The sequence below is a fragment of the Polyangium sp. 15x6 genome (genome assembly GCF_029960785.1).
Taxonomy (GTDB): domain Bacteria; phylum Myxococcota_A; class Polyangia; order Polyangiales; family Polyangiaceae; genus Polyangium.
In genome coordinates this window covers 112,753-138,396 of the sequence record NZ_JASBQE010000007.1, presented here as the reverse complement: position 1 = coordinate 138,396, position 25,644 = coordinate 112,753, and the positions used below count along the sequence as shown (strand labels likewise).

Sequence of the window (25,644 nt, the reverse complement as noted above, 5' to 3'; positions counted from 1 at the left end):
CGACCCGGCCCGTGCGAGGGGCGGTGGAAGTTTGGGGGCCTCGGTCGGCCTATCGACTAGGTGCGGAGCAGCGACTCGCGGAAGCTCTCGAGGCGGGCTTTGACGCTCCCGTCGATCACCCGGTCGCCGATGCGGGTGACGATGCCTGCGATGAGCGAGGGATCCTGCACGTGCGTGATGACGACCTTGCGGCCGGTCGATTTCTCGAGCTCGGCGCGGAGTTTCGCAAGGTAGCTCTCGCCGAGCGGACCGGCGCTCGTGACCGTCGCGCGGAGCGTGCCCGCGTCCTCGTCCACGAGCTTCTCAAGCTGACGGACCATGTCCGGCAGCGCCGAGAGGCGCCTGCGCTTGGCGAGCAAGCGGAGCGTCGAGAGCGCGGTCTCGGAGAGGCTCATGCGCTGGCCGACCTCCTTGAGGAGCGCCTCACGCTGTTCCTCCGCGATGAGCGGGCTCGAAAGGACCATCCGGAGCTCGTCCGACTTCTCGAAGCTCGCCGAGAAATCCGCGAGGTCCCGCGCGATCACGGGCAGATTCTTGAGCTCCTTGCCGAGCTCGAAGACCGCGCGCGCATACCGCCTGGCGATCGTCTCGCTGCTCATCGCGCTCCTCCCGCAGGCCCGCTCGAAGCGAGCGCCTCACGCACCGAGGTCAGGTAGTCCTCGCTCATCCGATCCAGATCGGCCTGCGCCGTTCGGCTGCGGATGATGTCCTCGGCCGCCGCCGTCGCGCCCTGCACCGCCTCGCGCATGAGCTCGATCCGCGCCGTCCGGAGCTCTTGCTCGATGCGGAACTCGGCGTCGCGGCGCATGCGCCCCCGTCGCTCCTCGGCCTCGGCGACGATGTGCTTCTTCTCGAGCTCGGCCTGGGCCGCGTACTCGGCCTTCACCACGGCGAGCGTCTCGGCCAACCGCTCGAACTTGCTCTCGTACTCGTCGAGCCGCTTCTGCGCCTCGTTCTTCAGGCGCGCCGCGTTGTCGATCTCCGACATGATCGACTGCTTGCGCTTCACGAGCGCCTCGCCGATCGGCTTCTTGCCGAAGCGGTAGAGGAGGAACCCGAGCACGCCGAGGTTCAGGATCGACGCGAGGAACGGCGGCGGCTCGTTCTTCGGATCGCAGGGATCCGAGTGGTTCTCGTAGCGCCAGAGGAGCTTGTTCACGAAGCCCGGCTGGACCGCCTTCTCGTTGTTCACGGCGATCATGCCGTGCCACCAGTTGATCTGGTCGAAATGCGGGGCGTCGTGCGGGCCATGGCCGGGGCAATGCCCGCCGTGCCCACCGCCATGATCGCCCGCCTCGGCGTGCGCCGGCGCAGGCGCGCGCTGCGGCTGCCGCTGCATTCCCGGCGGGAAACCAGGGCGCCCCGGCATCGCCTGCCCCGGCTGGCCACCCGGCATCGGACGGGGCATCTGCCCCGGCGCCGGCCGCGCCTGGCCGGGCGGGATGTCGAGCGGCGGGTGCCCCGCGGGCAAACCCTGGTTCGGGTTCGTCTGCGCGAACGCCGAGGCGCCCGCGAGACCCACCGCGAGCGGGAAGAAGACTTTCGCAAGCCTTCGCGACATCATCGACCGACCTCCCGACCGAGGACCCGGGACGCAATCTCGGCGGCGAGCGCCGGCTGCGCGTCCTTCAGTTCCTTCCTCATCTGCTCGACCTCCGCGGCGATCCGCGCCTTGCCCGTCTCGAGGATGCGCGCCGCCTCGTCGCGCGCCTCGGTCATGATCTTCGTCTCGAGCTCCTTGGCCTCGCGGCGCAGCTTCTCGCGCTCGACGTTCGCCTCGCGCCGGATCTTCTCGAGCTCCGCCTCGTACCTCGTGAGAAGGTCGCCGGCCTTCGCGTCCATCGTGCGGGCCTCGACCTTGGCGCCTTCGGTGCGCTTCTCGCGTTCCTCGAACACGCGCAGGAGCGGATCGAAGAGCAAGGGCCGCAGCACGACGACGAACGTCGTGAAGAGGATGAACTGGGCGATGAACGTCGGGTCGAAATCGACGTTGATCGCCGAGGCGAAGAGCTTGGCTGAGGCGAGGTGGTTCACGGGATCCGGCGGTCTCCGGAGGGCCTCGATGTCTCGATCGGCTCGATGAGGCGGGGAGGCCAGGGGTCATGACCCTCGGTTGATCCCGAGGAGAGAGCCTCCGAACGTCACGGGCCGCGCGAGAGGCAAAAAGACACCCTCTCGATGGGCGCGGGGGCAACTAGCACGTGACGAAGGGAACGGGAAGGGCCCTTTTGTTCGCCGGAAGCAGGCCCACCCGCGCGCGGCAGAAAGGGGGCAAAGGAGCCGGGTCCGAGCCCTGCCGTTTTCCGAAAAAAGTGCGTCCCGTCCGAGGTCGGCCCCGACGGAACACCCACGAACGGAAGGGGTCGCGCGGACGAACCCGCCTGTCCGTCGCTAGAGCGTCCAGTCCTCGACGCGCAGGTGCGGATAGATGCGGAACGCCGCGGGCCTGCGCGTCACGAGCGTGAAGTCGTGCGTGACGGCGATGGCCGCGATCATGACGTCGTCGGTGTCGACGTCGGGCGCGACGGTCGTGCGGAGCTTGGCGAAGGACTGCGCCGCGAGCGTGTCGAAGGGCGCGACCTTCACCGCCGCGACGAGACGAATGACGTCCTGCATGAGCTTCGGGTGCCTCGTGCGGCGCGCGGCGATCAGGATCTGGCTGACGGTGATCGACGTCGTCCAGCGCTCCGAGGTGGGCACGCCGGAGAGGCGCTTGACGAGCAGCCGCGAAGGGACCGTGCGGAGGACCTCGGCCAGCGTGGCCGTATCGAAGAGGTAACCCACGCGCGCTAGCCCCGACGCCAGAGTCCGGTCTGCGAGATGTCGGTGAGGAGCGAGTCGACGAACTCGTCGTGGCGGCACGTGCCGCACAAGGAGAGCAGCGGGTCGACGCCGTCGACCGCAGGATCGGGCGGGTCGATCTTGTCGAGGTCGCTCATCGGGACGATGGCCGCGATCGGATGCCCCTCGCGCGTGACGAGCGTGCGCGCGCGGACGCGTTCGGCCGCATCGACGGCGTCGAGGCAATGACCCGGCAGGTCGGTGATGGGGATCCCGTACTTCTGCACCACGGCACGATACCTACCGGATCGGGCGGCCGGAGTCACGAGCGCGCATCAGCGGAAGAGCTCGGCGAGCGAGCGCGAGAGCTCGACGAGGCCCGCCTCGATCGCGGCCTCGGGGCTCGTCGGATCCCGCGGCAGGACGGTGTGCTCCTCACGCAAGGCGAGAGCCGCGCGCGGGTTCTGGAACCAGTCTTCGTCGAAGCGCTCGAGGAGCGCACGTCGATCCGTGAGGGCGAGGAGCGCGCCCGCGAGGCGCGTCGGATCCTGAGGATCGGAGGCGGGAAGGACAAACGCGAGCACGCCGGGGAGCGAAGCGCCGAGGGCACGATCGGTGAGCTCCTCGAAGCGCTCGCGCCGCGCGCGGTGCGGGAGGGTGACCGTGCCACGAAGGAGGACACGCGCCGCGTCGAGGCGGAGCGAGAAGAGGAGCGCGCGGGCGACGTCTTGTGCTTGCGATCGCGCGCGCGATCGGCCGAGGCCGAGCGACCGCACGCCGAACGTGGGGTCGGTGGGCAAGGCGCCGAAGAGCGCGGCCCTGCGAGCGCGACGAAGATCGAAGGGCGGTCGCGCGAGCACGAAGGGCGCGGCGCGCGGGACGTCGGCCTCGGCGAAGGCTTCGCCGAAGCGAGCGAGCGCGCGCGAGAAGGAGGCAGCGCCGAGGAGGCGCGGGAGCGGGAACGGCGGGATCGAGAGGCCTTCGAAGAGGCCCGTCTTGCCGAAGAGCTCCTGGAACCAGCGCGGCGAGAGGCGCGCGGGCCAGCCCTCGCCGGCGTCACGCGCGAGCATCGCGGCGAGCGCGTCGTCCCAGCGCAGCGCGCGCTTCGGCATGAGCTCGGCCGTCACGTCGAGCAGGCGCTCGGCGATGCGCGCGAGCGAGGCCGCAGGCTGTACGGGGATCTCGAGGGTATCGACGTCCTCGATCCCGAGGCGGCGAAACGCCTCGGCGCGGCGCTCCTCGTGGACGAGCGCGGCATCCGAGAGATCACCCGCGCCACGCGTGAGCGCATCGGCGAGGACGTGGCGGCGCGCGGGGACGGTCTCGTCGAGCAGACGTTCGAGCGTCACGCGCGGGCTCACGCGCTCGGGCACGGGACCTTCGATCTCGATCGTGGGCGCGTGCCATGCCTCGGCGAGGCGCACGCGCTCGGCCCAGGTGACGCGCGTGATCGTGAGCGCTGCGACGTGCGCGCGCGCGGCCGCGAGGATCGGATCCTTCGCGCCGCGCTCGCCGAGCTCGATCCACATCGAGCGCGTGCTCACCGCGCGGAAGGCTTCGAGCACGTTGCCACGCGGAGCGGGTCCCTCGACGCGGAAGGCGCGCTCCTTCTGGCGGAGCTCGTCCGTGGCTCGCGCGATCAGACGATCGATCTCGTGCGGAGGCAGATCCATGTACGTCACCCGTGAACGGTGGGTTCTTTGCCGAGCACCTCCACGAGCCTCCCCTCGGCCCGCGCGATCTCTTCGAGGCGCGCGCGCACGGCGGCCGCGTCCGCCTTCACGCTCGTCGCGAGGTCGACGAACGTGCGGTAGTGCCGCGCCTCGCAAGCGAAGAGCTCCTCGTAGAACGCGAGCAGCTCGGGCTCGTCGCCGCGCGCCCGCAAGGCCTCGCAGAGCAGGCGAAACCGCTCGCACGAGCGCGCCTCGATCACCGCGCCGACGAGCAGCCGATCGACGAGCGGATCCTCCGGCGCGCCCTTGCGACCGACGCCGATCGCCTTGCGCAGCTCATGCGCGTAGACGTCGACCTCGGGCTTGCCGAGCGTGAGACCACGCCGGGTGAGCTCGTCGAGCACGCCCCGGAAATGACGCAGCTCCTCTTCGGCGAGCTCGACGAGCGCGCGCGCAACCTCCGTCCGCTCCGGCCACCGCGCCGCGAGCGACAGAGCGTTCGACGCCGCCTTCATCTCGCAGTGCGCGTGATCCCGGAGCAAGGTGGCGAGGTCCGAGAGGGCCACGGCAGCCCAGGTGGGATCGGTCGGTCGGGTCAGGCAGAGCACGACGCCCGAACTATGGCACGACGTTTCCGGGCGCAAGACGCGTGGCGTGTCCTTCCGTCCTGGATGCGCCCGCGCGGCCTACCGCTGCGCGTCACTTCTCCGCGCCGCCGCCCGTGTCTTCGCTGCTCGTGCCTTCGCCGCTCGACCCTTCGCCGCTCACGCGGTTCCGCGTGAGGCCGCTCGACTCGAGGTGATACGTCAGGCCGATGGCGATCATCGTGCTGTTGATCTCGGCCGAGAGCGTCCGGCGGACGGAGACCTCGGCGGCGATCTCCTGGCCGATGTAGCCGAAGCCGCCGGAGAGCTGGTGGACGCCCGCGCCTTGATCGAAGCGGTAGCCGAGGCGGATCGGGTAGTGATTGGCCGCGAGGTACTCGCCGCCGGCCATGACGCGCGCCGTCGCCTTGTTCCACGAATCGAGATCGGCGACGCCGTCGACCTCGAGCGTGATGTCTTTTGATCCGTACCCGAGCGCGGCGCCGATCGTGGTGGGCAAGAGGCCGTGACCCGGGTGCGTGAGGTTCTGCCCTGCGACGCCGAGGTACACCGACTGCGTGATCTTGATGGTGAGCCCCGCGTCGAAGGTCAGCGCGTCGACCGACGGCATGCGCTTGCCCGCGGCGTCGACGAGGCCGCCTGACACGGAGCTGTAACGCGACGCTGTCGCGTCATCGAGCGGCCCGAAGCCGTCCTGGATCATCCGCAGGTAGCGGCCGCCGACGCCGAGGAAGACACGATCGCCGATGGGGTATGCGACGGCCGCGCGCGCGTCGATGAAGCCACGATCGACGCCTTCGGGATCGATGATGCCGCCCGAGAACGCGAGGCCGCCGGCGATGCGGGTCGACGACGTGATCGAGTCGACGATGGCACCGCCGCCGATGGCGCGTGTCACCTCGGGCGTGAACTCCCCCAGCGCCTCGATGTGATAGAGGCGCGTGAGCGCCATGTTCGCCGGGTTCGCGAAGATCGCCGTCGTGCCGTTGCCGACGGCGCGCGTCGCGCCGCCCATGGCGAGGCTACGCGCCGTCTCGTGCTCTCCGTAGGAGTAGCCGAGCTGCGGGGCGAGGGCGGTTTCCTGCGCACTCGCAAGCGTTGACCACGATCCGACCACGAGCGCGGACAGGACCGCGGGGGTGGTGGCTCTACTGCTCACCAGACGCATGGAGGGGCCTTAGCCACATGTCGAGGCCCAGGGCAACTTCTCGGGCCAGGCGTAAAACGGCTTCGGGACAGGACACGGCCGTCGCGGGCAAACGCCGGAAATCATGGACAATCTTCCCTCTTGACGGACGGACGCGTCTGCCAAAGCCCGCCTCTCTCGGGGGTCCGGAGGGGGCGCTCCCTCCGGAGGCTATGGATTCGGCCCTCGCCGCAACGTGACGCCCAGGAGAGCGCGAACGGCGTTACGCGTCGAACCGTCGAACCCGGAAAAACCGTCGTAAAATCAGGTAGTTGGCGCATTTGTTTTCGATGGGGATGGACGCCCGCCCGTCCCCGGTGCTACCTCCGGTTCGTCTTCGCCGCGGCCTCTGGCGGGGCCCGTCGGGACTAGGATTTTTCCTGACGATCGTGAAGGAAACCTCCCAAGGGCTTACGCAGGGGAGGCTTGATCCTGTATTGTGCGTTTTCGCGTTCCGTGATGAACCCTTGCGCGAAGCTCGAACAGCCCCCCTGGAAATGGGCGGGTCACCCACGCGGGTCGACCCCCATCCCCGAGCCGGGCGAGCCCCGAGACGTCGCCGGGCCGCAGGCCCCTGATCGTGCCCTTCGCGCCCACAGCATGCGTTCCCCTCGGCATTCTGTGGATATCCTGTGGACAACGCGGGGAATTCAATACGGGAAGTAAACTTCCCGTATTGATTCCGCACGATAGCGAGACGAATCGCGGATGCGGGTTGTGGAAAACTTGGGGGCGGTCCTGCACGAGGATCGCCGCGGCACTGTATTCGCAGCGATTTCTGGGCTGGAATGACCACTTCGAGAGACGAATCGCGAGCGATTTTCGAACGGGCGATCGAGCATACGCGCGGGCTTTCCCCTGCGACGTTCGATCAGTGGTTCGGCGGCGTGCAGTTCGACGACCTCACCGACGGGGTCCTCTCGCTCAGGGTGCAGAACGAGTTCGTCCTCGAGTGGGTGAAGACCAATTTCCTGCCCACGATCACCGACAAGATCCGTGAGCTCACCGGCTGGAGCGTTCAGGTCGCCTGGACCATCGACCAGCACCTCGAGGCGCCCATCGCGAACGTCCCGCAAATGCCGCCCGTGCGCCCCCGCTCCCTCGTCGTGCGCCCCTCGACGAATCCGCCGAGCGCGCCCGCGCCCGCGTCCCCGAGCGCGCCCGCCTCTGCCGAGCCGCGCGCCCCGGCGCCCGCGCCCGCGCCGCAGCGCAGGCCTGCCCTGCCCGATGACCTGAACCCGAAGCACACCTTCGCGACGTTCGTCGTCGGCCCCTCGAACCAGCTCGCCCACGCCGCCGCGATCGCGGCCGCGGGCGGCGGCGGCAGGCGGTACAACCCCCTCTTCATCTGCGGCGGCACCGGCCTCGGCAAGACCCACCTCGTCCACGCGATCGCGCACCGCGTCCTCGACGAGCGCCCCGGCGCCCGCATCATCTACGTCTCCGCCGAGCGCTTCACGAACGACTTCATCACGGCGATCCAGCACCACCGAATGGACGACTTCCGCGCGAAGTACCGCGTCCACTGCGACCTGCTCCTCGTCGACGACATCCAGTTCCTCGCCGGCCGCGAGCAGACGCAGGAAGAGTTCTTTCACACGTTCAACGCGCTCCACGGCCTCGATCGGCAGATCGTCGTGACGAGTGACAAGTACCCGCAGAACCTCGAGCGCATGGAAGAGCGGCTCGTCTCGCGCTTCTCGTGGGGCCTCGTCGCCGACATCCAGGCCCCGGAGCTCGAGACGCGCGTGGCCATCGTGCGCAACAAAGCCGCGCTCGAAGGCATCGTCCTTCCCGACGACGTCGCGCTCTACCTCGCCCAGGTGATCCGCTCGAACGTGCGCGAACTCGAAGGCACGCTGATCCGCCTCGCCGCCAAGTCCTCCCTCACCGGCCGCCCCGTGGATCTCGCCTTCGCCCGCGCCGAGATCACGGCCGCCACGCCGCGCGCCTCGATCATGAGCGTCGAGGACATTCAGCGCGCGGTCTGCCACCATTTCCACCTTCGCTCGATCGATTTGACGTCCAAGGATCGCCACAAGAGCATCGCCTTCGCGCGGCACGTGGCGATGTACCTGTGCAAGCAGCGGCTCAAGGTCTCGTTCCCCGAAATCGGCCGCGCCTTCGGCAATCGCGACCATACGACCGTGATGAGCGCCGTCCGGAAGATCGAGGCCCAGCGCGACACCGACCCCCAGGTCCGTGCCCACCTCGAAGCCCTGGAGCGCAAGCTCGCCGGCGATTCCTGAGCGCCCAAGAGGGCGCGGCATCCCCAAAGGCCCGCCGCGCGTAGACTGGGGTCATGCGCTGGATCCCACCCTTTGCGCTGCTCGTCGCCACGAACGCGTGCACGTCCCCTCCCTCCGCGCCCGCCACGAAGCCTGCCCCGAAGGTCGAGCTGCCCGTCGTCGAGGCGATGCCGAAGGAGGCGAGCGGGCCCAAGGAGAGCTTGCTCTTGCCGCCGGGCGATCGGCCTTCGATCCCCGAGTGGAACGGCGCGACGGCGTGGCTCAACGTGGATCGGCCGCTGCGACGCGACGCGCTGCGCGGGCACGTGGTGGTGGTCGACTTCTGGACGAGCTGCTGCATCAACTGCCTGCAAACGCTGCCCACGCTGGCCGCGATCGAGCGCCGTTTCGCGAAGGATCCGGTGCTCGTCGTGGGCGTGCACTCGCCCAAGTTCGACGAGGAGAAGAACGCGGCGCGCCTGCGCGACACGCTGCGTGATCTGGAGATCGTCCACCCCGTCGCCGTCGACGCGAACATGACGATCTGGGACGCGTGGGGCGTGCGCGCGTGGCCCACGGTCGCGGTGATCGACGCGGAAGGCAGGCTCGCGTGGGTCGGATCGGGCGAGCCGGATCCAGGCGAGCTCAACGGCGCGGTCGAAGAAGCGCTCGCCGAAGGGCGGGCCGCGAGCGTGCTCGCGAAGGCGCCCATCGAAGGGCTGCGGCCCGATCGCGGGCCCGCAGGCGTCTTGCGATACCCGGGCAAGGTGCTCGCGCTGCAGGACGGCGGCCTCGCCATCGCCGATACGGGTCATCACCGCATCGTGCTGACGAACGCCGCGGGCGCGGTGGAGGCCGTGTTCGGCGCGGGCGAGGCGGGCGCGAAGGACGGGGTCGCGGAGAGCGCGACGTTTCAGCGGCCGCAGGGACTCACGGAGGTCGGCTCGGATCTCTACGTCGCCGATACGGGCAACCACCTGATCCGCAAGATCGACCGGCGCACGCGAGAGGTCACGACCGTCGCCGGCACGGGCGTGATCGGCACGGAGCCGCTCGTGCCGCAGGAGCACACCGCGCGAACGGCCCCGCTGCGTTCTCCGTGGGATCTGTTGCACTACAAAGGATCGATCTACGTCGCGCTCGCCGGCTCGCATCAGATCGCGGTCTTCGATCCGAAGATGCGCACGGTGCGCCTTTACGCGGGCAGCGGACGGGAGGCGCGCGAGGACGGGCCGGCCCCGAGCGCCGCGTTCGCCCAGCCGAGCGCGCTCGCCACGGACGAGAAGAGCTTGTTCGTGCTCGACAGCGAGACGTCGAGCGTGCGCGCGATCGACTTCGCGACGGCCAACGTGCGCACCGTGATCGGCGTCGACCTCTTCGTGTTCGGCGACGTCGACGGCGAGGCCGCGAAGGCGCGGCTGCAGCACCCGATCGGCATGACGTACGGACAAGGCGCGCTCTGGGTCGCCGACTCGTACAACGGCAAGGTCAAGCGCGTGGACCCGGTCAAAGGCACGACACGCACGGTGCTCACGGGCCTCGCCGAGCCGGCGGGGATCACGGTCTCCGGCAAGGACCTCGTCATCGCCGACACGAACAAGAGCCGCATCGTCCGGCGCGCGATCACCGGCAGCGGCGAGGCCGCGCCCGTCGCCCTCACGGGACTCACGCCTCCCAGGGCGCCGTGAACGTGAACCGACCGAGCTAGCCGAGCTTCGCGAGCGCCTCGCGCGCGTCGTCGGCGATGAAGCCGTTGCCATAGGCTTCGGCCATGCGGAGCACGAGCTCGAGCTCGTGCCGCGCCTCGTCACGCGCGCCCCCTTCGGTGAGCAGCGAGGCGAGGAGCGAGCGGCCTTCGAGCGCATCGGCGTGGTAGCCGCGCGCTTCCGCGTACTTCACGAGCTCGCGGATCCGCGTCTCGGCGCCAGGCTTGCCGCTCCGCCCGTCGAGGTACGCGAGGTGGACGCGGTTGAGCGATGCGATGCGCTCGTAGCCTGCCTCCTCGGCGATCTGGAGGGACTCGGTGAGCGTGGCGTACGCGCGTGGAAAGTCGCCGAGGCGCCGCGTCGTGTCGCCGAGGTTGTGCAAGGACGCCGCCATCTCGGCGCGCAGCCCCGCGGCACGAGCGAGCTCGACGGCGCGCGCGGAGGCCTCCGCCGCGGCGCGGAAATCACGCATGAATGCGTACACGAGCACGCGCTCCTTCTCGCGCTCGCTCGCGAGCGTGAGGTCGCCGATCGGGCTCTTAGCCTCGGCGCGATCGATGGCGAGCAGCGCCGCCGCGGCGACGCCGGTCGCGGCGCGCACGTGGGCGATGGCGAGGAGTATGCGCGGATCCTCGGCTGGCCCCATGGCTTCGAGCCGATCGGCGGCGCGCGCCGCGCGGGCGAAATCTCCGCTCCGCGCGCCGAGATCGATCTCCGCGACGAGCGCGCGACGCTGAAGCTCGTCGTTCTCCGCGGCGAGCTTGAACGCGACGTCGATCTCCGCGTACGCCCGATCGAAGCGGTTCACGGCGCCGAGCGCGCGCGCGACGTCGACCCGCGCCGCGACACGCTGTTCGAGCGTGCCCGCGGCATCGATGCGACGCAGCGCCCGCGCGGAAAGATCCTCCAGCGAGGGCGCCGCGCGGACGGGCAGGACCGCGACGCAGAGCTCACGCAGCCATGCCGCGATCTCGGTCGCGGGGCGCCGGTCGAGGTCGGCGAGATCGATCGCGCGGAGCAAGAGGCGGATGCCGGGTTCGAGCTGGTAAAGGCGCACGCGACGCGAGGCCGCACGCGCGTAAAACGTGGCGGCGCGATCGCGATCGCCCGCGTGGTAGAGGTGGTTGCCGACGCGCTCGCCGTGCGGCTCCGCGACCTCGTGGCCGAAGACGGCGCGGTACGCCTCGGCCGCCTTGCCGTGCAGATCACGCCGCGCCTCGTGCGGGATCGTGTCGAGGACGATCTCACCGTGCATCGGCGACGGGAAGCTCACCTCCGCGGCGCCGGCCGCGCGCAAGAAGCCGCGCGCGACGAGCTCGCCGATCCCTCGATCGACGACGGAAAAACTCTCGCCGAGCAGCGCCGCGAGCACCTGCGTGTGCACCGGATCGCCGAGGATCGCCGCGGCGTTCAGCGCTCCACGCTCGTGCTGCGGGAGGCGGCTCACGCGCGCCTCCATGAGCGCGCGCAGCGCTCGTGGCACGGCGCGCGCGCCGTCGAGCCGCAGACGAACGCGGCCGTCCTCGACCTCCACGGCGCGCGCGTCGACGAGCTCCTTCAACAGCTCCTCGATGAAGAGCGGATGCCCCGCGGCGCGCTCGCGACAGAACGCGGTGAGCTCGCGGGGCGCCGCGCGCACGCCGATCCGCTCCGCCACGAGCCGCTCGCTCTCCTCGGCGCCGAGCGGACCGAGCGCGACCACGTGATGACGCGCGAGGGGCAAGAGCACGCTCGGCGGCGCCGTGCGTGTCGCCAGCATGAACACCGCGCGGATGTTCGACGCCGCGCCCTCGTTGCGGCTCGCCACGCTCGCGATCGCCTCCGCCGTCGCCGCGTCCATCGCCTGCGCGTCGTCCCACGCGAAGCAGTGAATCCGATCCTCGCAGAGCTTGTGCACCATGCGCGTGAACGCCGCGCGCAGCGCCGTCCCCATCCCGCCCACCGGGCGCGACGGACGATCGCCGAGCCGCGCGCCGAGCTGGCGCAGCACCGCCGACGACTCCTCCTCTTGCAGACCGAGCGCGCGAAGCCGCGGCAAGGTCGCGAGGATCGCCTGCTCGCCGTCGCCCTCCTGCACACCGCAGAGCACCTGCAGCATCGCCTGCAGACCGCTCCACGGAAGCTCCGCTCCGCTCGGCGGGCAGCTCGCCGCGTAAAACCCCACGGACCAGTTGCCGCGCCCGAGCCGCCGCTCGATCTCGGCGCAGAGCCGCGACTTGCCGATGCCCTTCTCGCCGAGGACCGTGATCACCTGCGCGCGTTTGCGGGTCGCGGCCGCGAGGAGCTCGCCGATGCGGCGCAGCTCCTCCTGACGACCGACGAACTTGCCGCTCGCGCCGATCGGCGGCCGCGCCGAGGTGATCACGCGTCCGCCTTCCGGTACCGAGCCTGGTCCGCCCGGCAGCTCGTCGAACGCGAACGCCGCGCGCACGATCCGCGCCGCCGGGTGCGACACCGCGACCTGCTCCGTGACCGCGCGCGCGAGCCCCTGCGCCTGCGTGACCAGCGTCCCGAGCCGCGCGTCGACGATCGGCACGCCGCGCGCATCCACGAGCACACGGCCCACGTGCACGCCCGCCGACGCGCCACGACCCTTTTGAGCACGAAGGATCACGAGCGCCGCACGGACAGCCGCCTCCGTGTCGCGCCCGTCCGCGTCTTCGAGCCCGAACAGCGCCACGACCTGCGAGGCCTCCTGCTCCAGGATCACCCCGCCGTACCGCGTGATCACCTCGCGCGCGCCCTCCACTTCGAACGGCAGCGCTGGGATGCGGCACGTCGCCGCGACGACGAGCACCGTCCCCTCGCGCCGCTCGCCCACGGGCTCCACGAAATTCGCGGTCGCGACGTTCTCCGCCGCGACCCTCAGCGACGCCGACGTCGTCGGCACCTCGACCGGCGTGCGCTCCTGCTCCGTGCCTTGCGGGTCCCCGAGCACCGAGCCTGCCTCGATCTCCGGCGCCTTCCTCGCCTCGTCCTGGAACGGCGCGACGAGCTCCGCGAGATCGTTTGAGCCAAAACGATCCCCGGTCGCATAGAAGTACCCGAGGAGCAGCTCGTGCAGACGACCTGCGTCGTGCACGCGATCCTCGGGCCGACGCGTGAGCAGGCGTCGCACGATCGCGGCGAGCTCCCGCGGCACCTCGGGCCGGGCGATCTCGAGCGGCGGCGCTTCGGCCGCGCGCACACGCCGCAGCGTCTCGGCGTCCCCCGCGCCGGCGAACGGGTTCGTCCCCGCGACGAGCTCGTAGAGCACCGTGCCGAGTGAGAACAGATCACTGCGCCCGTCGAGCGGCTGCGCGAGCGACTGCTCGGGGCTCATGTACGAGAGTTTTCCGCGGACGCGCAGCACCGACCCGCCTGCCGGCTCGTCCTCGCGCATCAGGTCGTTCGACGCTTGGGGGCTACGCTCGGACAAGCCGAGCTGCGCCCCCAACCCCATGGCCTTCGCGATGCCGAAGTCCGTGACCTTCACCTCGCCTTCCCACGAGACGAGGATGTTCTGCGGCGAGACGTCGCGATGCACGATGCCGAGCGGTTTTCCTTGCTCATCGCGCCTGCGGTGCGCGTGGTCGAGCGCCTTCGCCACCTCGGCCGCGACGAACACCGCCAGCCCGAATGGCAGCCGCGTCTTCGTCCGTCGACATCGCGCGAGAAGCGTCGCGAGATCGAGCCCCGCGACGTACTCCATCGCGATGTAGTAGCCCGGCGGCTCGCCCTCCTGCTCGACGCGGCCGAGGTCGAAGACCTGCACGATGTTCGCGTGCGAGAGCCGTACCGAGAGCTTCGCCTCGTGCACGAACATCTCGAGCAGCTCGGGCTCGCGCGCGAGCTCCGGCAAGATGCGCTTCAGCGCCAGCGTCTTTTCGAAGCCCAAGGCGCCGAAGCTCTTCGCCTTCCAGACTTCGGCCATCCCCCCGGCGCCAAGTCGCTCGAGGAGCACATAACGCCCGAACTGTCTCTCCAAGTTCGTCCCCCGAGCATGCCCGCGGCGGAACCGAATCCTACCACCTCGCTCGTATCCGGGGACCCCAAACCAAGCCGAAATCCGAGCTCACGCGCTGCCGGCGCTGCCGCCGTAGATCGCCTCCGAGAGGAGATAGGCCGCGGCCTCGAGCTTGCCGTACGCGCCTTTCAGGTCGCTGCTCGACGCGTCCTCGTCGAGCAGCTTGCGCAGGATCACGCAGCCCTCGCGCGCGCGGGAGAGCGTCGCCTCGTCGACGAGCTCGGCGTACGCCTCGATGGCTTGCTCGGTCGTGTAGAGCAGGGTCTCGGACTGGTTCTTGAGCTCGGCACGATCACGCCGCTTCGTATCTTCCTCACGGAATTTTTCGGCCTCGCCGACGAGCCGCTCGACCTCCGACGGCGCGAGCCCGCTCGTCGGCGTGACGCGCACCTTCTGCGCCCGGCGCGTACCGAGGTCCGTGGCCTCGACGTGCACGATCCCATCCTCGTCGATGTGGAAGACGACCTGGATCTTCGGCACGCCGCGCGGCGCGGGCGGGATGCCCGTGAGATCGAAGCGCGCGAGGCTCTGGTTGTCGGCGGCCATCTCGCGCTCGCCCTGCAGCACGTGGATCGGCACGTACGTCTGCCGGTCGAGGCTCGTCGTGAAGATCTCGCCGCGCGAGGTGGGGATCGTGGTGTTGCGCGGAATGAGCTTGGTCATGATGCCGCCGCCCGTCTCCACGCCGAGCGAGAGCGGCGTGACGTCGAGCAGGAGGATCTCGTCGGCCTGCCCCGAGAGCGCCGCCGCCTGGAGCGCCGCGCCCACGGCCACGACCTCGTCGGGGTTCACGCCCTTGCACGGCTCCTTGCGGAAGAGCTCCTTCACGGCCGCCTGCACCGCCGGCATCCGCGTCATGCCGCCGACGAGCACCACGGTCTGGATCGCGCTCGGCGAGACCTGCGCGTCCCGGAGGACGTCACGCGAGACCTCGATCGTGCGCTCCACGAGGTCCTGCGTGAGCATCTCGAGCTCGTTGCGTTGCATCGATCGTTCGAGGTGGAGCGGCGCGCCGTCGGGTCCGACCGCGATGAAGGGCAGGTTGATCTGCGTCTCGAGCGACGAGCTGAGCTCGTGCTTGGCCTTCTCCGCGGCCTCCTTCAAGCGCTGCATCGCCATCCGGTCCGTGCGCAGATCCACGCCGAACTCGAGCTGGAACTCGCCGACGAGCATGTCCATCAGCCGCCCGTCGAAGTCCTCGCCGCCGAGGTGCGTGTCGCCGCCCGTCGCCTTCACGTTGAAGACGCCGCCGCTGATCTCGAGGATCGAGATGTCGAACGTGCCGCCGCCGAGGTCGTAGACCGCGATCGTCTCGGCGCCCGCGGCCTTCTTGTCGAGCCCGTACGCGAGCGCCGCTGCCGTGGGCTCGTTGATGATGCGGCGCACCTCGAGGCCCGCGATCCTGCCCGCGTCCTTCGTCGCTTGCCGTTGCGCGTCGTCGAAGTACGCGGGGACCGTGACCACCGCCTCGGTGACCTCCTCGCCGAGGAAGCGCTCGGCGGTCTCCTTCATCTGCGCGAGGATCATCGCGCTGACCTCGGGCGGCGAATGCGCCTTGCCGCGGAGGTCGACCCACGCGTCGCCGTTCGGCGCCCGCACGATCGGGTACGGCACGAGCGAGGCGGCGCGCTCGACGTCGGGCGTGTCGATCTTGCGCCCCATCAGGCGTTTGACCGCGTAGACCGTGCTCTGCGGGTTCGTCACGGCCTGCCTGCGGGCGACTTGCCCGACGAGCCGCTCGCCACTCGCGACGATGGCGACGACCGAGGGCGTCGTCCGCGCGCCCTCGGCGTTGGGGATCACCTTGACGTCGCTCGCCGACGAAGCCGACGCCACGTCGACGACGGCCACGCACGAGTTGGTGGTCCCGAGGTCGATGCCGACGATCCTTCCCATGGCGGGGGCGAGGATATCAAAGACGCGGCGAACGATGGTCCTCGGTGGACCACGAGCCCAGGTTTTGCGTGCCGTCCGAGGGAGATCAGCTCGCCGCGGCCGCGCCGCCGCCGGGCGGGCCCTTCGAAACGACGACCATCGCCGGGCGGACGAGGTAGTCCCCCATGCGATAACCGGGCTGCACCTCGTGCAGGACCACGCCGGCCGGATGCTCGGGCGATTCGAGGTGCTGGATGGCCTCGTGCTGCGCGGGATCGAAGGGCTGACCGACGGCGACGACGCGCTGGATCCCCATCTTCTCCAGCGTATCGAGGAACTGCTTGAGCACCATCCGCAGGCCCTCGGCCACGGCCTTCGCGTCGGCGGAGCCCTCGGCGTGCACGAGCGCGCGCTCGAAATTGTCGAAGACGGGCAGGAGCTCCTTCACCGTGGTCTCTCGGCCGCGCCGGTGGGCGTCGTCGACCTCGCGCCGCGAGCGCTTGCGGAAATTGTCGAAATCGGCCGCCGTGCGGAGGAGCTGATCACGCGTCCGGGCGGCCTCGGCCAGGGCGTCTGCGAGGCGCTGCTCCGCCGTGGGCGTCGGAGGAGCCTGTGGCTCCGCCGCGGCCGACGGCTGCTCGCCGTTCGTCGCTTCGCCGTTTTGACCGTTCGGATCCTGGGCAGACTTCGTCGTGGACTCGGCTTCGGACATGGGTGCGGGCCACTATAACCTCCCAAGATCGACTGGCAACGGGGCCGCCCCACCTGACGGGCCGAGCTACGTCGCGCGGGCCGCGCGTGGCATTTGCCCCGGCGGGGCGGTCGGCGTAGATCGCCTCGCATGACCCTCGCCCCCGCGTACGGAGCCGAGAGCCCCATCGCCGAGCTGCTCGAACCCGAAGACCTCCTTCCCCTCGCCGAGCGCAGGCTCGTGGGCAACTACCGCCAGGCCCCGTTCGTCCTCGATCGAGGCAAGGGCTCCGAGGTCTGGGACACCGAGGGACGTCGTTACCTCGACTTCTGCGCCGGCGTCGCGGTCTGCTCGCTCGGCCACGCGCACCCGCGCCTCGTCGCCGCCATCGCCGAGCAGGCCGCGCGGCTGATGCACGTGTCGAACTACTTCTACAACGCCGAGAACGCGCGCCTCGCCGACGAGCTTTGCAAGAGGAGCGGCATGGACCGCGCCTTCTTCTGCAACTCGGGCGCCGAGGCGAACGAGGCGATGCTCAAGCTCGCGCGCCGGTACTTCTTCACGAAAGGCCAGCCCGAGCGCTACCGCATCATCGCCTTCGACAACGCGTTCCACGGCCGCACGATGGGCGCCGTCGCGCTCACCGGTACGCCGAAGTACCGCGAAGGGTTCGGCCCGCCGCTCGCAGGCGTCACGCACGTTCCGTACGGCGATCTCGACGCGGTGAAAGCCGCCATGGGCCCGGACGTCGCGGCGATCTTCGTCGAGCCCGTGCAAGGCGAGGGCGGCGTGATCCCGCCGCCGCAAGGCTTTCTCCCCGGCCTGCGCAGCCTCTGCGACGAGCACGGCGCGCTCCTCTGTCTCGATGAGGTGCAGACGGGAATCGGCCGCACGGGCGCCTTCCTCGGCACGCAGCACGACGGCGTCGAGGGCGACGCGATCGCGCTCGCCAAGGGCCTCGGCGGCGGTTTTCCGATCGGCGCGCTCCTCATCAAGGAGCGGCTGAACGGCGCGCTCACGCCAGGCACGCACGGCTCGACGTTCGGCGGAAACGCGCTCGCGTCGCGGGCCGCGCGCACCGTGCTCGCCGTCCTCGACGAGGAGAAGCTCATCGAAGGCGCCGTCACCAAGGGAAAACGCCTCGCCGAGGGCCTCACGGCGCTCGTGAACGAGCACCCCACGCTCTGCACGGGGCAACGCGGCCGCGGCCTCTTGCAAGGCCTCACGCTCGCGCAAGGCGTCGACACGCGCGCCGTCCTCGGCCGCGCCCGCGCAGAGGGCCTGCTCCTCACGGTCGCCGGCGCGAGCACGCTCCGCTATACGCCTCCGCTCGTCGTGCGCGAGGCCGAGATCGATGAAGCTATTGCCATCACGGGCCGTGTGCTCGCGGAGATGAAGCCGTGAAGCGTGATCTGATTCGACTCTCGGACCTCGGGGAAGGCGGCATCGTCGCCATGCTGGATCGCTCGGCCTTTTTCGCTCGCGTGCGAGGCAAGGCCGAACACCCGCGACCGCTCGCCGGCCACGCCGTCGCCCTCCTCTTCGACAAGCCCTCGACCCGCACGCGCCTCTCGCTCGAGGTCGCGACCTACGAGCTCGGCGGCCACCCGATCATCGTCACGCCCGACTCCACGCAGATGAGCCGCGGCGAGCCCACCGAGGACACCGCGCGTGTGCTCGGCCGCATGGTCTCCGCCGTCACGTACCGCACGAGCACCACGGCGCGCTTCGAGGCCATGGCCCGCGCCTGCCGCGCGCCCGTGCTGAACGCGCTCACCGACGACGCGCACCCGATGCAGGTCCTCGCCGATCTGCACACGACGCGCGAGGCGCGCGGACGGCTCGAGGGCCTGCGCATCTGCTGGGTCGGCGACGCGAGCAACGTGGCCCGCTCGTGGATCGAGGCCGCGGGCCTGCTCGAGCTCGACATCACGCTCGCGACGCCGGCCGCCTTCGCCCCGCCCTTGTCCGAGGTCGAGGAGGCGCGCGCTCGCGGCGGTCGCGTCACGATCACGAGCGACGCGCGCGAGGCCGCGAAGGATGCCGACGTCCTGCTCACGGACGTGTGGGTCAGCATGGGTCAGGAAGACGAGCGCGAGTACCGCATCGGCGCGCTCTCGCCTTACCGCATCACACAGGAGCTCGTCTCGCTCGCCTCGCCCGAGGTCGTGGTGCTGCACTGCCTGCCCGCGCATCGCGGCGAGGAGATTGACGCCGACGTGCTCGAAGGCCCGCGGAGCTTCGTGTGGGACGCCGTCGAGTCGCGGCTGCACACGAGCAAGGCGCTGCTCGAATGGGCCGCGCTCGGGCCGGGCTTCGGCCCGCCGCCGTACGCTGTCGGCCGCGGCGGCGCGGCAGGCTGAGGCTCGACGTTGCGAGCACTCGGACCCGTCGCCGATCCCGTGCCGTGCTCGGGGTGCGGCAAGCTGCTCGATCCGCTGCGCGCTGGCCACGTCGCGATCTTCGACAGCAAGTTCCACTTCTTCTGCGATCGTCACGCCTGCCGCGCGCATTTCCTCGGCGAGCCCCCCGGCGAAGCCGAGAACACGCGCGCGGCACGGGTCCCGCTCTCCTTCTTCGCTCCCCGGAGGTCGGAGCCCGAACTCGCGCGCGGCAACATCGACGCGCCCATCGTCCCCTTTCACGCGCCCGCTTCGAGTGACGCCGCGCTCCCCGAGCCGCCCGCGCCCTTCGACGACAGGACCCTCGTCGAGCCCATCGCGCACGCCATCCACACCGAGGAGCCTTCCCGCATCGACGTACCCGAGCCGCGCGACATCGGCGCGCTCCTGCTCGTCATCGCCACCATCGCCGGCACGCTCGCGGTCGCGCTCGGCCTCGCGGGCGACGCGGCCCTCGTCATCGGCGCGCGCATCGTGCTCGCGTCCGTCGGCGCCGGCATGCTCGTCGGTCGCGCCGCCACGACCCCGCGCGAGCCCTCCGATCCGCACCCCGCGCCGATCCTCGCGCCCTCGATCCTCTCGCTCGTCCTCGCCGCCTTCGCCGCGCTCCGCGCCCCTCCTTCGCTCGGCGCCGAGGCCGCTTCGCTCGCTGGCATCATCGTCACGGCGACGGCCGTCGGCGCGTGGCTGCTCGAAGGAGCGCGGCACGCATCTCTCGCCGAGCGCGCCTTCGTCGCGCAGTCGCTCGCCGTGCCTGGCAGGCGCGCGCCCGACGATGGCGCGACCGGCGAGATCGCCAAGAACAAAGTCTTCGACCTCTGCCCCGGCGAGCAGGTCCTCGTCGAGCCTGGCGAGGTCGTCCCCGTCGACCTCGTCGTCGGCTCGGGCGAGGTCTTCGTCTTGCCCTGGCTCGGCGCGACCACGCCCGTGCGCAGGCGCGCGGGCGAGCCCGTCGTCGCGGGCGCGAAGGTCGTGCGCGGCAGGCTGCGCGGCACGTGCACCTTTGCCGGCAACGACCGCGCGTTCGCGCGTGTCCTGCTCGATCCACGCCGCCGCGCCGACGCCCTCGCTCCGATCTCGCGCGCCTCGCGGGCCCTCGCCGAGCGCTGGTCGCTCGCGGCGCTCGTGACCGGCGCGCTCTCCGCGTTCATCGCCGGCGGTCGCACCTACGTGGAGATCACGATGACCGCCGTCGCCTCGCACGCCGCGCTCGCGACCACGCTCATCGCGGGCGTCGCCGGCGTGCACGTCGCGCGTGGCATCCTCCACGCGCAGCGCCGCGGCATCGCGTACAAGAGCGAGGGCGCGTGGGACCGCGCCGCGCGCGTCAACGTCGCCGTCTTCTGCGCGCGCGGCACGCTCCTCCTCGGCGAGCCCGAGCTCGCGGAGCTCGAAGCCCCGGGCGGCAAACTCGAGCCGCTCGACGTCCTCTCCCTCGCGGCCGGCGCCGAGCGCGGCGAAGAGCACCCGATCGCCACCGCGATCGTGCGCGCCGCCGTGACTCGCTCGGTTCGCCCCGACGGCGTGCGCAACGCGCATCATGTCCCGGGCCTCGGCGTCACGGCCGTCACGAGCTCGGGCGAGGACCTCTGCGTCGGCAGCCGCGCGCTCCTCCTCGCGAACCGCATCTCCATCGCCGCGGCCGAGCAACGCATCGCCGAGCTCGAGGCCCTCGGACGCACCGTCGTCCTCGTCGCGGTCGGCGCGCGCCTCGTCGGCATCCTCGGCTTGCAGGATGGCCTCCGCCCGGGCGCGCGTGCTGCGGTGCAACATCTACTCGACGCGCAGATCGAGCCCGTGATCATGTCGGGTGACGCGCGCGAGACGTGTGAGGCCATCGGCCACTCGCTCGACGTCGACCACATTCGCCCCGAGGTCTTGCCGACCGAACGCGCGGCCGAGGTCCGCCGGCTCATCGACGCGGGCATGTCCGTCGCGGTCCTCGGTCATCCGGGCGTCGACGACGGCGCGCTCGGCGCGGCGGACGTCGCGGTCGCGCTTGGCGCGGCGGGCTCGTCACCGGGGGATCTTTCCGTCTCGCTCGCCTCGGACGACGTGCGAGACGCCGCGCTCGCGCTCGCCATCGCGCACCGCGCGCGCCTCGAAGCGCGGGTGGGCCTGGCGATCGCCGTCCTGCCAGCGCTCGTCGGGGCGATCGCGGTGGCGTTCGGCGTACTTCCGCCGGCGTATGCGCCGCTCGCCTCGCTGCTCGGGGGAGCGATGGCGGTTTTGCACGTGCGAGCGCTCGATCGCGTGCGAGAGTCCGGAACGACGCGAGGACACACGTGGGAAAACGGCTCAAGCGCCCCTTGACGCACGGAAACGTGGACGGGATAAATGACGCCATGGTCGCGAGCGTGAGGGAGGAAGCCGTGACCCTGGACAGGGCCGCCGTGGATCGCTTGCGGGCTCGACTCCAGGCGTACATGGCCAAAAAGGGGCTGCGCTCGACGGCGCAGCGGCGGCTCATCGTCGACACGTTCTTCGAGGGCGCGTCGCACATGACGATCGAAGACCTGCTCACCGAGGTCCGCGCCCGCGACAAAGGCATCGGCTACGCGACGGTCTACCGCACGCTCAAGCTACTCGCTGAGTGCGGCGTCGCCTCCGAGCGTCGCTTCGGCGACGGCCTCAGCCGCTACGAGCTCGCCGACGACGCGAAGGCGCACCACGACCATCTGATCTGCATCAGCTGCGGCACGATCGTCGAGTTCGAGGAGCCGCGCATCGAGGCGCTGCAGGACGAGGTCGCGCGTCGCTACGGCTTCCAGGTCAGCTCGCACAAGCACGAGATGTACGGGACCTGCGCCGACTGTCAGAAGAAGGTGTCGTGAGGGGCGAGCCCCTCTCCCGCGCGGGAGAGGGGCCGAGGTTTCACTCGCCGACCTGCGCCACGTAGCTGACGCGCGCGACCGGATCGTAGAGCGGATTCAAGACCTGCACCGGCGGGGCCACGAGACCTGCGTACTGCGTGTTGTCGAGGACCACGTAGTAGAGCCCCGGCGCGAGGCCGAACTTGCGCGTCTGCGCCGGCCCCGGCGCGAGCGGCGCGCCGCCGAGCACCGGCCCTGGCGCGGGTCCGAGCGGCTGTCCCGTCTGGTAGCCCTCGCGCCACGGATCACCGACCATCTTGCTCACGATCATCACGTCGACCGTCGGCCCTTGCACGCTCATCGTCAGGTAGAGCGACTGCCCCGAGCCGACCTCGAACGGGCCGAGGTAGTCGCGCGCGTTGCCGTGGATGTCGACGCTCTCGTTCGCGAACGTGAAGCGCTCGTCGTCCTGCACCTTGAACGGCTTGAGCGGCTTGTTCGGCGGCATGAGGATCCCGAGCGTGAACTCGTTGCCGCGGTCCTCGTTCGCGACGACCGTGAAGCCGCGCGTCAGCTCGCCCGTCATCACCTGGTTGCCGAAGAAGTTCGTCAGCGTGCCGAACGGCGGGATGTTCGAGGCCACGTTGAACGCGGCGTTCTCGATGTACCCGACGCGGAAGTCCGGCCCCGAGATGATGCGGTTGAGCCGCCCCCACACGTAGATGTCTTCGTCGGCGATCGCGAAGTCCGGCCGGAGCTCGATCGTCGTCGACGCCGAGAACCCGACGCGCTTGGCCGGGTTCATGTAGCCGTAGCCCGTCCCCGCGAAGCTCACCGCCACCGTCTGACGCGCGTCATCGACGGTGTAGTTGCACGTCATCGGGAAGAAGCGGCCCATCGCCGGCGAGGCCGAGTCGGTCTTCAAAGGAACACCGAGCTTGAGCATCTCCGGGCAGATCCGACTCGCGCCGAAGTTCGAGAAGAGCCACCACCGGAGCTGCGGGTTCGCGTTCACCACGGAGCCGGCGCAAGGGCAGCCGGCCACGGCGAAGGAGAGCGCGAGCACGAGCAGGACCAAGAACGCGCCCGCCGGTCGGGCGGACGACTTGCGACGGGAGCGAAGCACGCGGATTACCATAGCGACAGAGCGGGCGAGCGTGTCCGGGAACCTGCACCAGGAAGCCGGGATCCAGGGCGCGCTCCGTTGAAGGTGGAAGCAGGCTGGAGCTGGAAAGACGCTCCTTGGACGACCGGGAAGGCGATCTCCCTAAAATTTGGGCACGAATCCGGCACTTCGGACGCTCTTGGAGGAATTTGGCCGGGATTCGTCGGTCGGATTTGACCTCGCCATCGAGCAGGCCTACAAAAAGCGAAGCAAGCTAGCACAGGGGAGGCAAACGACGACCCCGGGGGGCTCGCAGGGACGGATGCGATCATGAGTGACCTGACGAACCGCTCTCGCAAGATCCTGCTCGCCGTCGTCACGGAGTTCATCTCGACAGGCGCCGCGGTGGGAAGTCGCACGCTCGCGCGCAAGTACGGCCTCGATCTCTCCGCAGCCTCCGTCCGTAACGTGCTCGCCGACCTCGAAGAGGCGGGATACCTGAAGCAGCCTCACACGTCCGCGGGTCGCGTCCCCACGGACCGCGCGCTGCGCCTCTTCATCGACACGCTCGTCCAGGCGCGCGCCTACAGCCCCGAGGAGCAGGCCAAGCTCGGCCAGCGTTTCGCCGAGATCTACGCGGTCGCGACAGACCCGATGCGCGAGGCCGGGCGTTACCTGTCGGAGCTCTCCGGCACGGCCGCGGTCATCGCCTCGCCGCGCACCGAGCTCCGCGCGCTCTCGCAGCTCCGCTTCATCCCCACGCGCCCCGGCCAGCTCCTCGCCGTGCTCGTCTTCTCCGACGGCACCGTCGAGAACCGCTTCATCCAGATCGAAGAGGTCCCCGCCGAGCCGGAGCTCACGCGCATCCACAACCTGCTCGCCGACGTCATCGAAGGTCGATCACTCGGCGAAGCGCGCGACCTCTTCGCGCGACGCCTCGCCGACGAACGCATCGCGCTCGACGCCCTGCGTCGTCGCGCCTTCGAGCTCGGTCGTCGCGCCACCGCGGACGTGAACCGTCGCGGCGGCGACGTCGTCATCGAGGGTCAGGGCAAGCTCATCGATCTGCCCGAGTACACCGATGCCTCGCGCTTGAAGAAGCTCCTGCGCACGCTCACCGAGCGCGAGGATCTGCTCAAGCTGCTCGACAAGGTCATCGCCGCGGGCGCGGTCACGGTGTTCGTCGGCAGCGAGGCCGGCGAGCTCGGCGAAGGTGATCTCAGCCTCGTCGTCGCGCCGTACATGGAGCATGGGCGCGTCGCGGGCACCGTCGGCGTGCTCGGTCCGACGCGCATGGACTACGCGAAGGTCATGCCTCTCGTCGACGCGACGGCCACCGCGATGAGCGAAGCGCTCGGCGGACGACGCGGTTCATCCTGACGCGCGCAGTCGTTCGAGCACGCCCTCGAAATCTTCGGGCGGCGGTTCTTCGAAAAAGACCTCGTCGCCCGTCTGCGGGTGGATGAAGCCGAGCTCCGCCGCGTGCAGCATGAGCCGCGGCGCGTCGACGCGCGGGCCCGCGTAGTCACGCACGTACACGTTCTCCCCGACGATCGGATGTCCCGCCTCGGAGAGGTGGATGCGGATCTGATGCGTGCGTCCCGTCTCCAGACGGCATGCGACGAGCGTCGCGCCGCGCAGCCGTTCGAGCGGCTCGACGTGCGTCACGGCGAGCTGTCCTTCACCACGACGCTCACCTTCGTCGAGGGATCCGCGCAGCCCGTCACCGCGGTCGGCGACGAGCCTCGAGCGGAACGTCCGCTTGCCGATGTCACCGTGCACGATCGCCAGGTAGACGCGACGCACCGAGTGCTCGCGGAACTGCTGCGCGAGATGCTTCTTCGCCGCGAGCGTCCGCGTGAAGACGAGCAGCCCGCTCGTCGCCTTGTCCAGCCTGTGCACGATGCCGAGCGGCGCACGCCCGCGGATGCGATCGCGACGCGCGAGCAGATCACGCACGAGCGCGTCGAGCGTCTTTTCACGCTCCTCGGGCGACTCGTCTCCGAACGGGATCGTCGAGATCCCCGCGGGCTTTCGCACCACGACGACGGCCGGATCCACGTGCACCACGAGCTCCTCGCCGAGCTCCGCGAGCCGCGCGACCTTGCGCGACGGCGCGCGCGGGTGTCGGGTGATCTCCGCGCCGGCCCTCGTCTTGCGCGTCGGATCGAGGATCTGCGTACCGTCGACCGCGATCTTTCCGGTCTCGATGAGCCTTCGTGCGTCGGACCAGGAGACCGCGGCGAGCGTCCGGACGACTCCGTCGAGCGGGCGCCCCCCGAGGTCGGGCGGGACGACCCAGGTCGCGTCGGGCGAACCGAGCGAGCTCGCGGGCTGGCCGGCGGGCGGCGGTGTGCGAGGAGAACCACGCGGGGCGGCGCGGGGGCGTTTACGAGGCGGGGGGCGCGAGGACATGCGGGAAATCAGCGGGATGGCGGACCAACGGTGCGCTCACGATGACGTACCGCGCATGAATACGCCGCTCGATTTTTCCTCGCGGGCCTCGACTGCGCTATGCTCGCCGCGCTCTTCGGAGCAACGCTCGATCGTGGGCGCTCGACATCGAACGCCGC

Annotated in this window: 20 protein-coding genes; 7 read left to right on the top strand and 13 right to left on the bottom strand. The window is 70.4% G+C overall.

The window, feature by feature from the left end:
* Window positions 1–56: 56 nt before the first annotated feature.
* The 8 genes from atpH to QHF83_RS08060 form a co-directional block, all read right to left on the bottom strand.
* On the bottom strand, window positions 57–599 hold the full coding sequence (gene atpH, locus QHF83_RS08095; protein WP_282417179.1) for an ATP synthase F1 subunit delta: 543 nt from the start codon (window positions 597–599) through the stop codon (window positions 57–59).
* Window positions 596–1,561, bottom strand: a complete 966-nt coding sequence (locus QHF83_RS08090) for a F0F1 ATP synthase subunit B (protein WP_282417178.1) — start codon at window positions 1,559–1,561, stop codon at window positions 596–598. The genes atpH and QHF83_RS08090 overlap by 4 nt, the downstream gene beginning before the upstream one ends.
* On the bottom strand, window positions 1,561–2,034 hold the full coding sequence (locus tag QHF83_RS08085) for an ATP synthase F0 subunit B (protein WP_282417177.1): 474 nt from the start codon (window positions 2,032–2,034) through the stop codon (window positions 1,561–1,563). Before QHF83_RS08085 ends, QHF83_RS08090 begins: the two co-directional genes overlap by 1 nt.
* Before the next feature lie 357 nt (window positions 2,035–2,391).
* Window positions 2,392–2,784 (bottom strand): PIN domain-containing protein, encoded by a 393-nt coding sequence (locus tag QHF83_RS08080; RefSeq protein WP_170229043.1) that lies wholly within the window; start codon window positions 2,782–2,784, stop codon window positions 2,392–2,394.
* 5 nt (window positions 2,785–2,789) lie between these two features.
* The gene (locus QHF83_RS08075; protein ID WP_282417176.1) at window positions 2,790–3,068 is read right to left on the bottom strand and encodes a hypothetical protein; all 279 of its coding nucleotides are present in this window, start codon (window positions 3,066–3,068) and stop codon (window positions 2,790–2,792) included.
* Between the two features lie 48 nt (window positions 3,069–3,116).
* Window positions 3,117–4,454, bottom strand: coding sequence for a hypothetical protein (locus QHF83_RS08070; RefSeq protein WP_282417175.1), 1,338 nt, complete (start codon window positions 4,452–4,454; stop codon window positions 3,117–3,119).
* A 5-nt stretch (window positions 4,455–4,459) separates the two neighbouring features.
* Window positions 4,460–5,062: a tRNA isopentenyl-2-thiomethyl-A-37 hydroxylase MiaE gene (gene miaE / locus QHF83_RS08065; protein WP_282417174.1), complete on the bottom strand. Its 603-nt coding sequence runs from the start codon at window positions 5,060–5,062 to the stop codon at window positions 4,460–4,462.
* 91 nt (window positions 5,063–5,153) lie between these two features.
* Window positions 5,154–6,227 (bottom strand): hypothetical protein, encoded by a 1,074-nt coding sequence (locus QHF83_RS08060; RefSeq protein WP_282417173.1) that lies wholly within the window; start codon window positions 6,225–6,227, stop codon window positions 5,154–5,156.
* Window positions 6,228–7,033: 806 nt separating this feature from the next.
* On the opposite strand from QHF83_RS08060, the gene dnaA reads away from it, so the two are divergent.
* A complete protein-coding gene (dnaA, locus tag QHF83_RS08055) occupies window positions 7,034–8,494 on the top strand; it encodes a chromosomal replication initiator protein DnaA (protein ID WP_282417172.1) in 1,461 nt (486 codons plus the stop codon).
* A 53-nt stretch (window positions 8,495–8,547) separates the two neighbouring features.
* Complete coding sequence (locus QHF83_RS08050; protein WP_282417171.1) at window positions 8,548–10,161, top strand: thioredoxin-like domain-containing protein; 1,614 nt, start codon at window positions 8,548–8,550, stop codon at window positions 10,159–10,161.
* Between the two features lie 16 nt (window positions 10,162–10,177).
* Here the strand turns inward: QHF83_RS08050 and QHF83_RS08045 are convergent, their stop codons facing one another.
* The 3 genes from QHF83_RS08045 to grpE form a co-directional block, all read right to left on the bottom strand.
* Window positions 10,178–14,146 (bottom strand): serine/threonine-protein kinase, encoded by a 3,969-nt coding sequence (locus QHF83_RS08045; RefSeq protein ID WP_282417170.1) that lies wholly within the window; start codon window positions 14,144–14,146, stop codon window positions 10,178–10,180.
* A gap of 87 nt (window positions 14,147–14,233) precedes the next feature.
* Window positions 14,234–16,081: a molecular chaperone DnaK gene (dnaK, locus tag QHF83_RS08040; protein ID WP_282417169.1), complete on the bottom strand. Its 1,848-nt coding sequence runs from the start codon at window positions 16,079–16,081 to the stop codon at window positions 14,234–14,236.
* Window positions 16,082–16,166: 85 nt separating this feature from the next.
* Entirely contained in the window at window positions 16,167–16,772 is a 606-nt protein-coding gene (gene grpE, locus QHF83_RS08035; protein WP_282417168.1) for a nucleotide exchange factor GrpE, read from the bottom strand.
* A 129-nt stretch (window positions 16,773–16,901) separates the two neighbouring features.
* Here grpE and QHF83_RS08030 point away from each other — a divergent pair, with 129 nt between their 5' ends.
* From QHF83_RS08030 to QHF83_RS08015, 4 genes are all read left to right on the top strand, one after another.
* Window positions 16,902–18,155 (top strand): aspartate aminotransferase family protein, encoded by a 1,254-nt coding sequence (locus tag QHF83_RS08030; protein WP_282417167.1) that lies wholly within the window; start codon window positions 16,902–16,904, stop codon window positions 18,153–18,155.
* The gene (argF, locus tag QHF83_RS08025; protein WP_282417166.1) at window positions 18,152–19,114 is read left to right on the top strand and encodes an ornithine carbamoyltransferase; all 963 of its coding nucleotides are present in this window, start codon (window positions 18,152–18,154) and stop codon (window positions 19,112–19,114) included. Before QHF83_RS08030 ends, argF begins: the two co-directional genes overlap by 4 nt.
* Window positions 19,115–19,123: 9 nt before the next feature.
* The gene (locus QHF83_RS08020; protein WP_282417165.1) at window positions 19,124–21,466 is read left to right on the top strand and encodes an HAD-IC family P-type ATPase; all 2,343 of its coding nucleotides are present in this window, start codon (window positions 19,124–19,126) and stop codon (window positions 21,464–21,466) included.
* Between the two features lie 65 nt (window positions 21,467–21,531).
* Window positions 21,532–21,987, top strand: a complete 456-nt coding sequence (locus tag QHF83_RS08015) for a transcriptional repressor (RefSeq protein WP_348980431.1) — start codon at window positions 21,532–21,534, stop codon at window positions 21,985–21,987.
* Between the two features lie 40 nt (window positions 21,988–22,027).
* Here the strand turns inward: QHF83_RS08015 and QHF83_RS08010 are convergent, their stop codons facing one another.
* The gene (locus QHF83_RS08010; protein WP_282417163.1) at window positions 22,028–23,092 is read right to left on the bottom strand and encodes a hypothetical protein; all 1,065 of its coding nucleotides are present in this window, start codon (window positions 23,090–23,092) and stop codon (window positions 22,028–22,030) included.
* 309 nt (window positions 23,093–23,401) lie between these two features.
* Here QHF83_RS08010 and hrcA point away from each other — a divergent pair, with 309 nt between their 5' ends.
* Window positions 23,402–24,451 (top strand): heat-inducible transcriptional repressor HrcA, encoded by a 1,050-nt coding sequence (gene hrcA, locus QHF83_RS08005; protein ID WP_282417162.1) that lies wholly within the window; start codon window positions 23,402–23,404, stop codon window positions 24,449–24,451.
* On the opposite strand, the gene QHF83_RS08000 is transcribed toward hrcA, so the two are convergent.
* Window positions 24,443–25,486 carry an RluA family pseudouridine synthase gene (locus QHF83_RS08000; protein ID WP_282417161.1) on the bottom strand — a complete coding sequence of 348 codons (1,044 nt, stop codon included), beginning with the start codon at window positions 25,484–25,486 and terminating at the stop codon, window positions 24,443–24,445. The genes hrcA and QHF83_RS08000 overlap by 9 nt on opposite strands.
* Window positions 25,487–25,644: the final 158 nt, after the last annotated feature.

Bases quoted from the DNA above. Each gene is read 5' to 3' on its own strand.
- QHF83_RS08030 (WP_282417167.1), top strand. From the start codon at position 16,902: ATGACCCTCGCCCCCGCGTACGGAGCCGAGAGCCCCATCGCCGAGCTG.
- grpE (WP_282417168.1), bottom strand. From the start codon at position 16,772: ATGTCCGAAGCCGAGTCCACGACGAAGTCTGCCCAGGATCCGAACGGT.
- hrcA (WP_282417162.1), top strand. From the start codon at position 23,402: ATGAGTGACCTGACGAACCGCTCTCGCAAGATCCTGCTCGCCGTCGTC.
- QHF83_RS08090 (WP_282417178.1), bottom strand. From the start codon at position 1,561: ATGTCGCGAAGGCTTGCGAAAGTCTTCTTCCCGCTCGCGGTGGGTCTC.
- atpH (WP_282417179.1), bottom strand. From the start codon at position 599: ATGAGCAGCGAGACGATCGCCAGGCGGTATGCGCGCGCGGTCTTCGAG.
- dnaA (WP_282417172.1), top strand. From the start codon at position 7,034: ATGACCACTTCGAGAGACGAATCGCGAGCGATTTTCGAACGGGCGATC.
- QHF83_RS08070 (WP_282417175.1), bottom strand. From the start codon at position 4,454: ATGGATCTGCCTCCGCACGAGATCGATCGTCTGATCGCGCGAGCCACG.
- QHF83_RS08000 (WP_282417161.1), bottom strand. From the start codon at position 25,486: ATGTCCTCGCGCCCCCCGCCTCGTAAACGCCCCCGCGCCGCCCCGCGT.
- QHF83_RS08060 (WP_282417173.1), bottom strand. From the start codon at position 6,227: ATGCGTCTGGTGAGCAGTAGAGCCACCACCCCCGCGGTCCTGTCCGCG.
- dnaK (WP_282417169.1), bottom strand. From the start codon at position 16,081: ATGGGAAGGATCGTCGGCATCGACCTCGGGACCACCAACTCGTGCGTG.
- QHF83_RS08050 (WP_282417171.1), top strand. From the start codon at position 8,548: ATGCGCTGGATCCCACCCTTTGCGCTGCTCGTCGCCACGAACGCGTGC.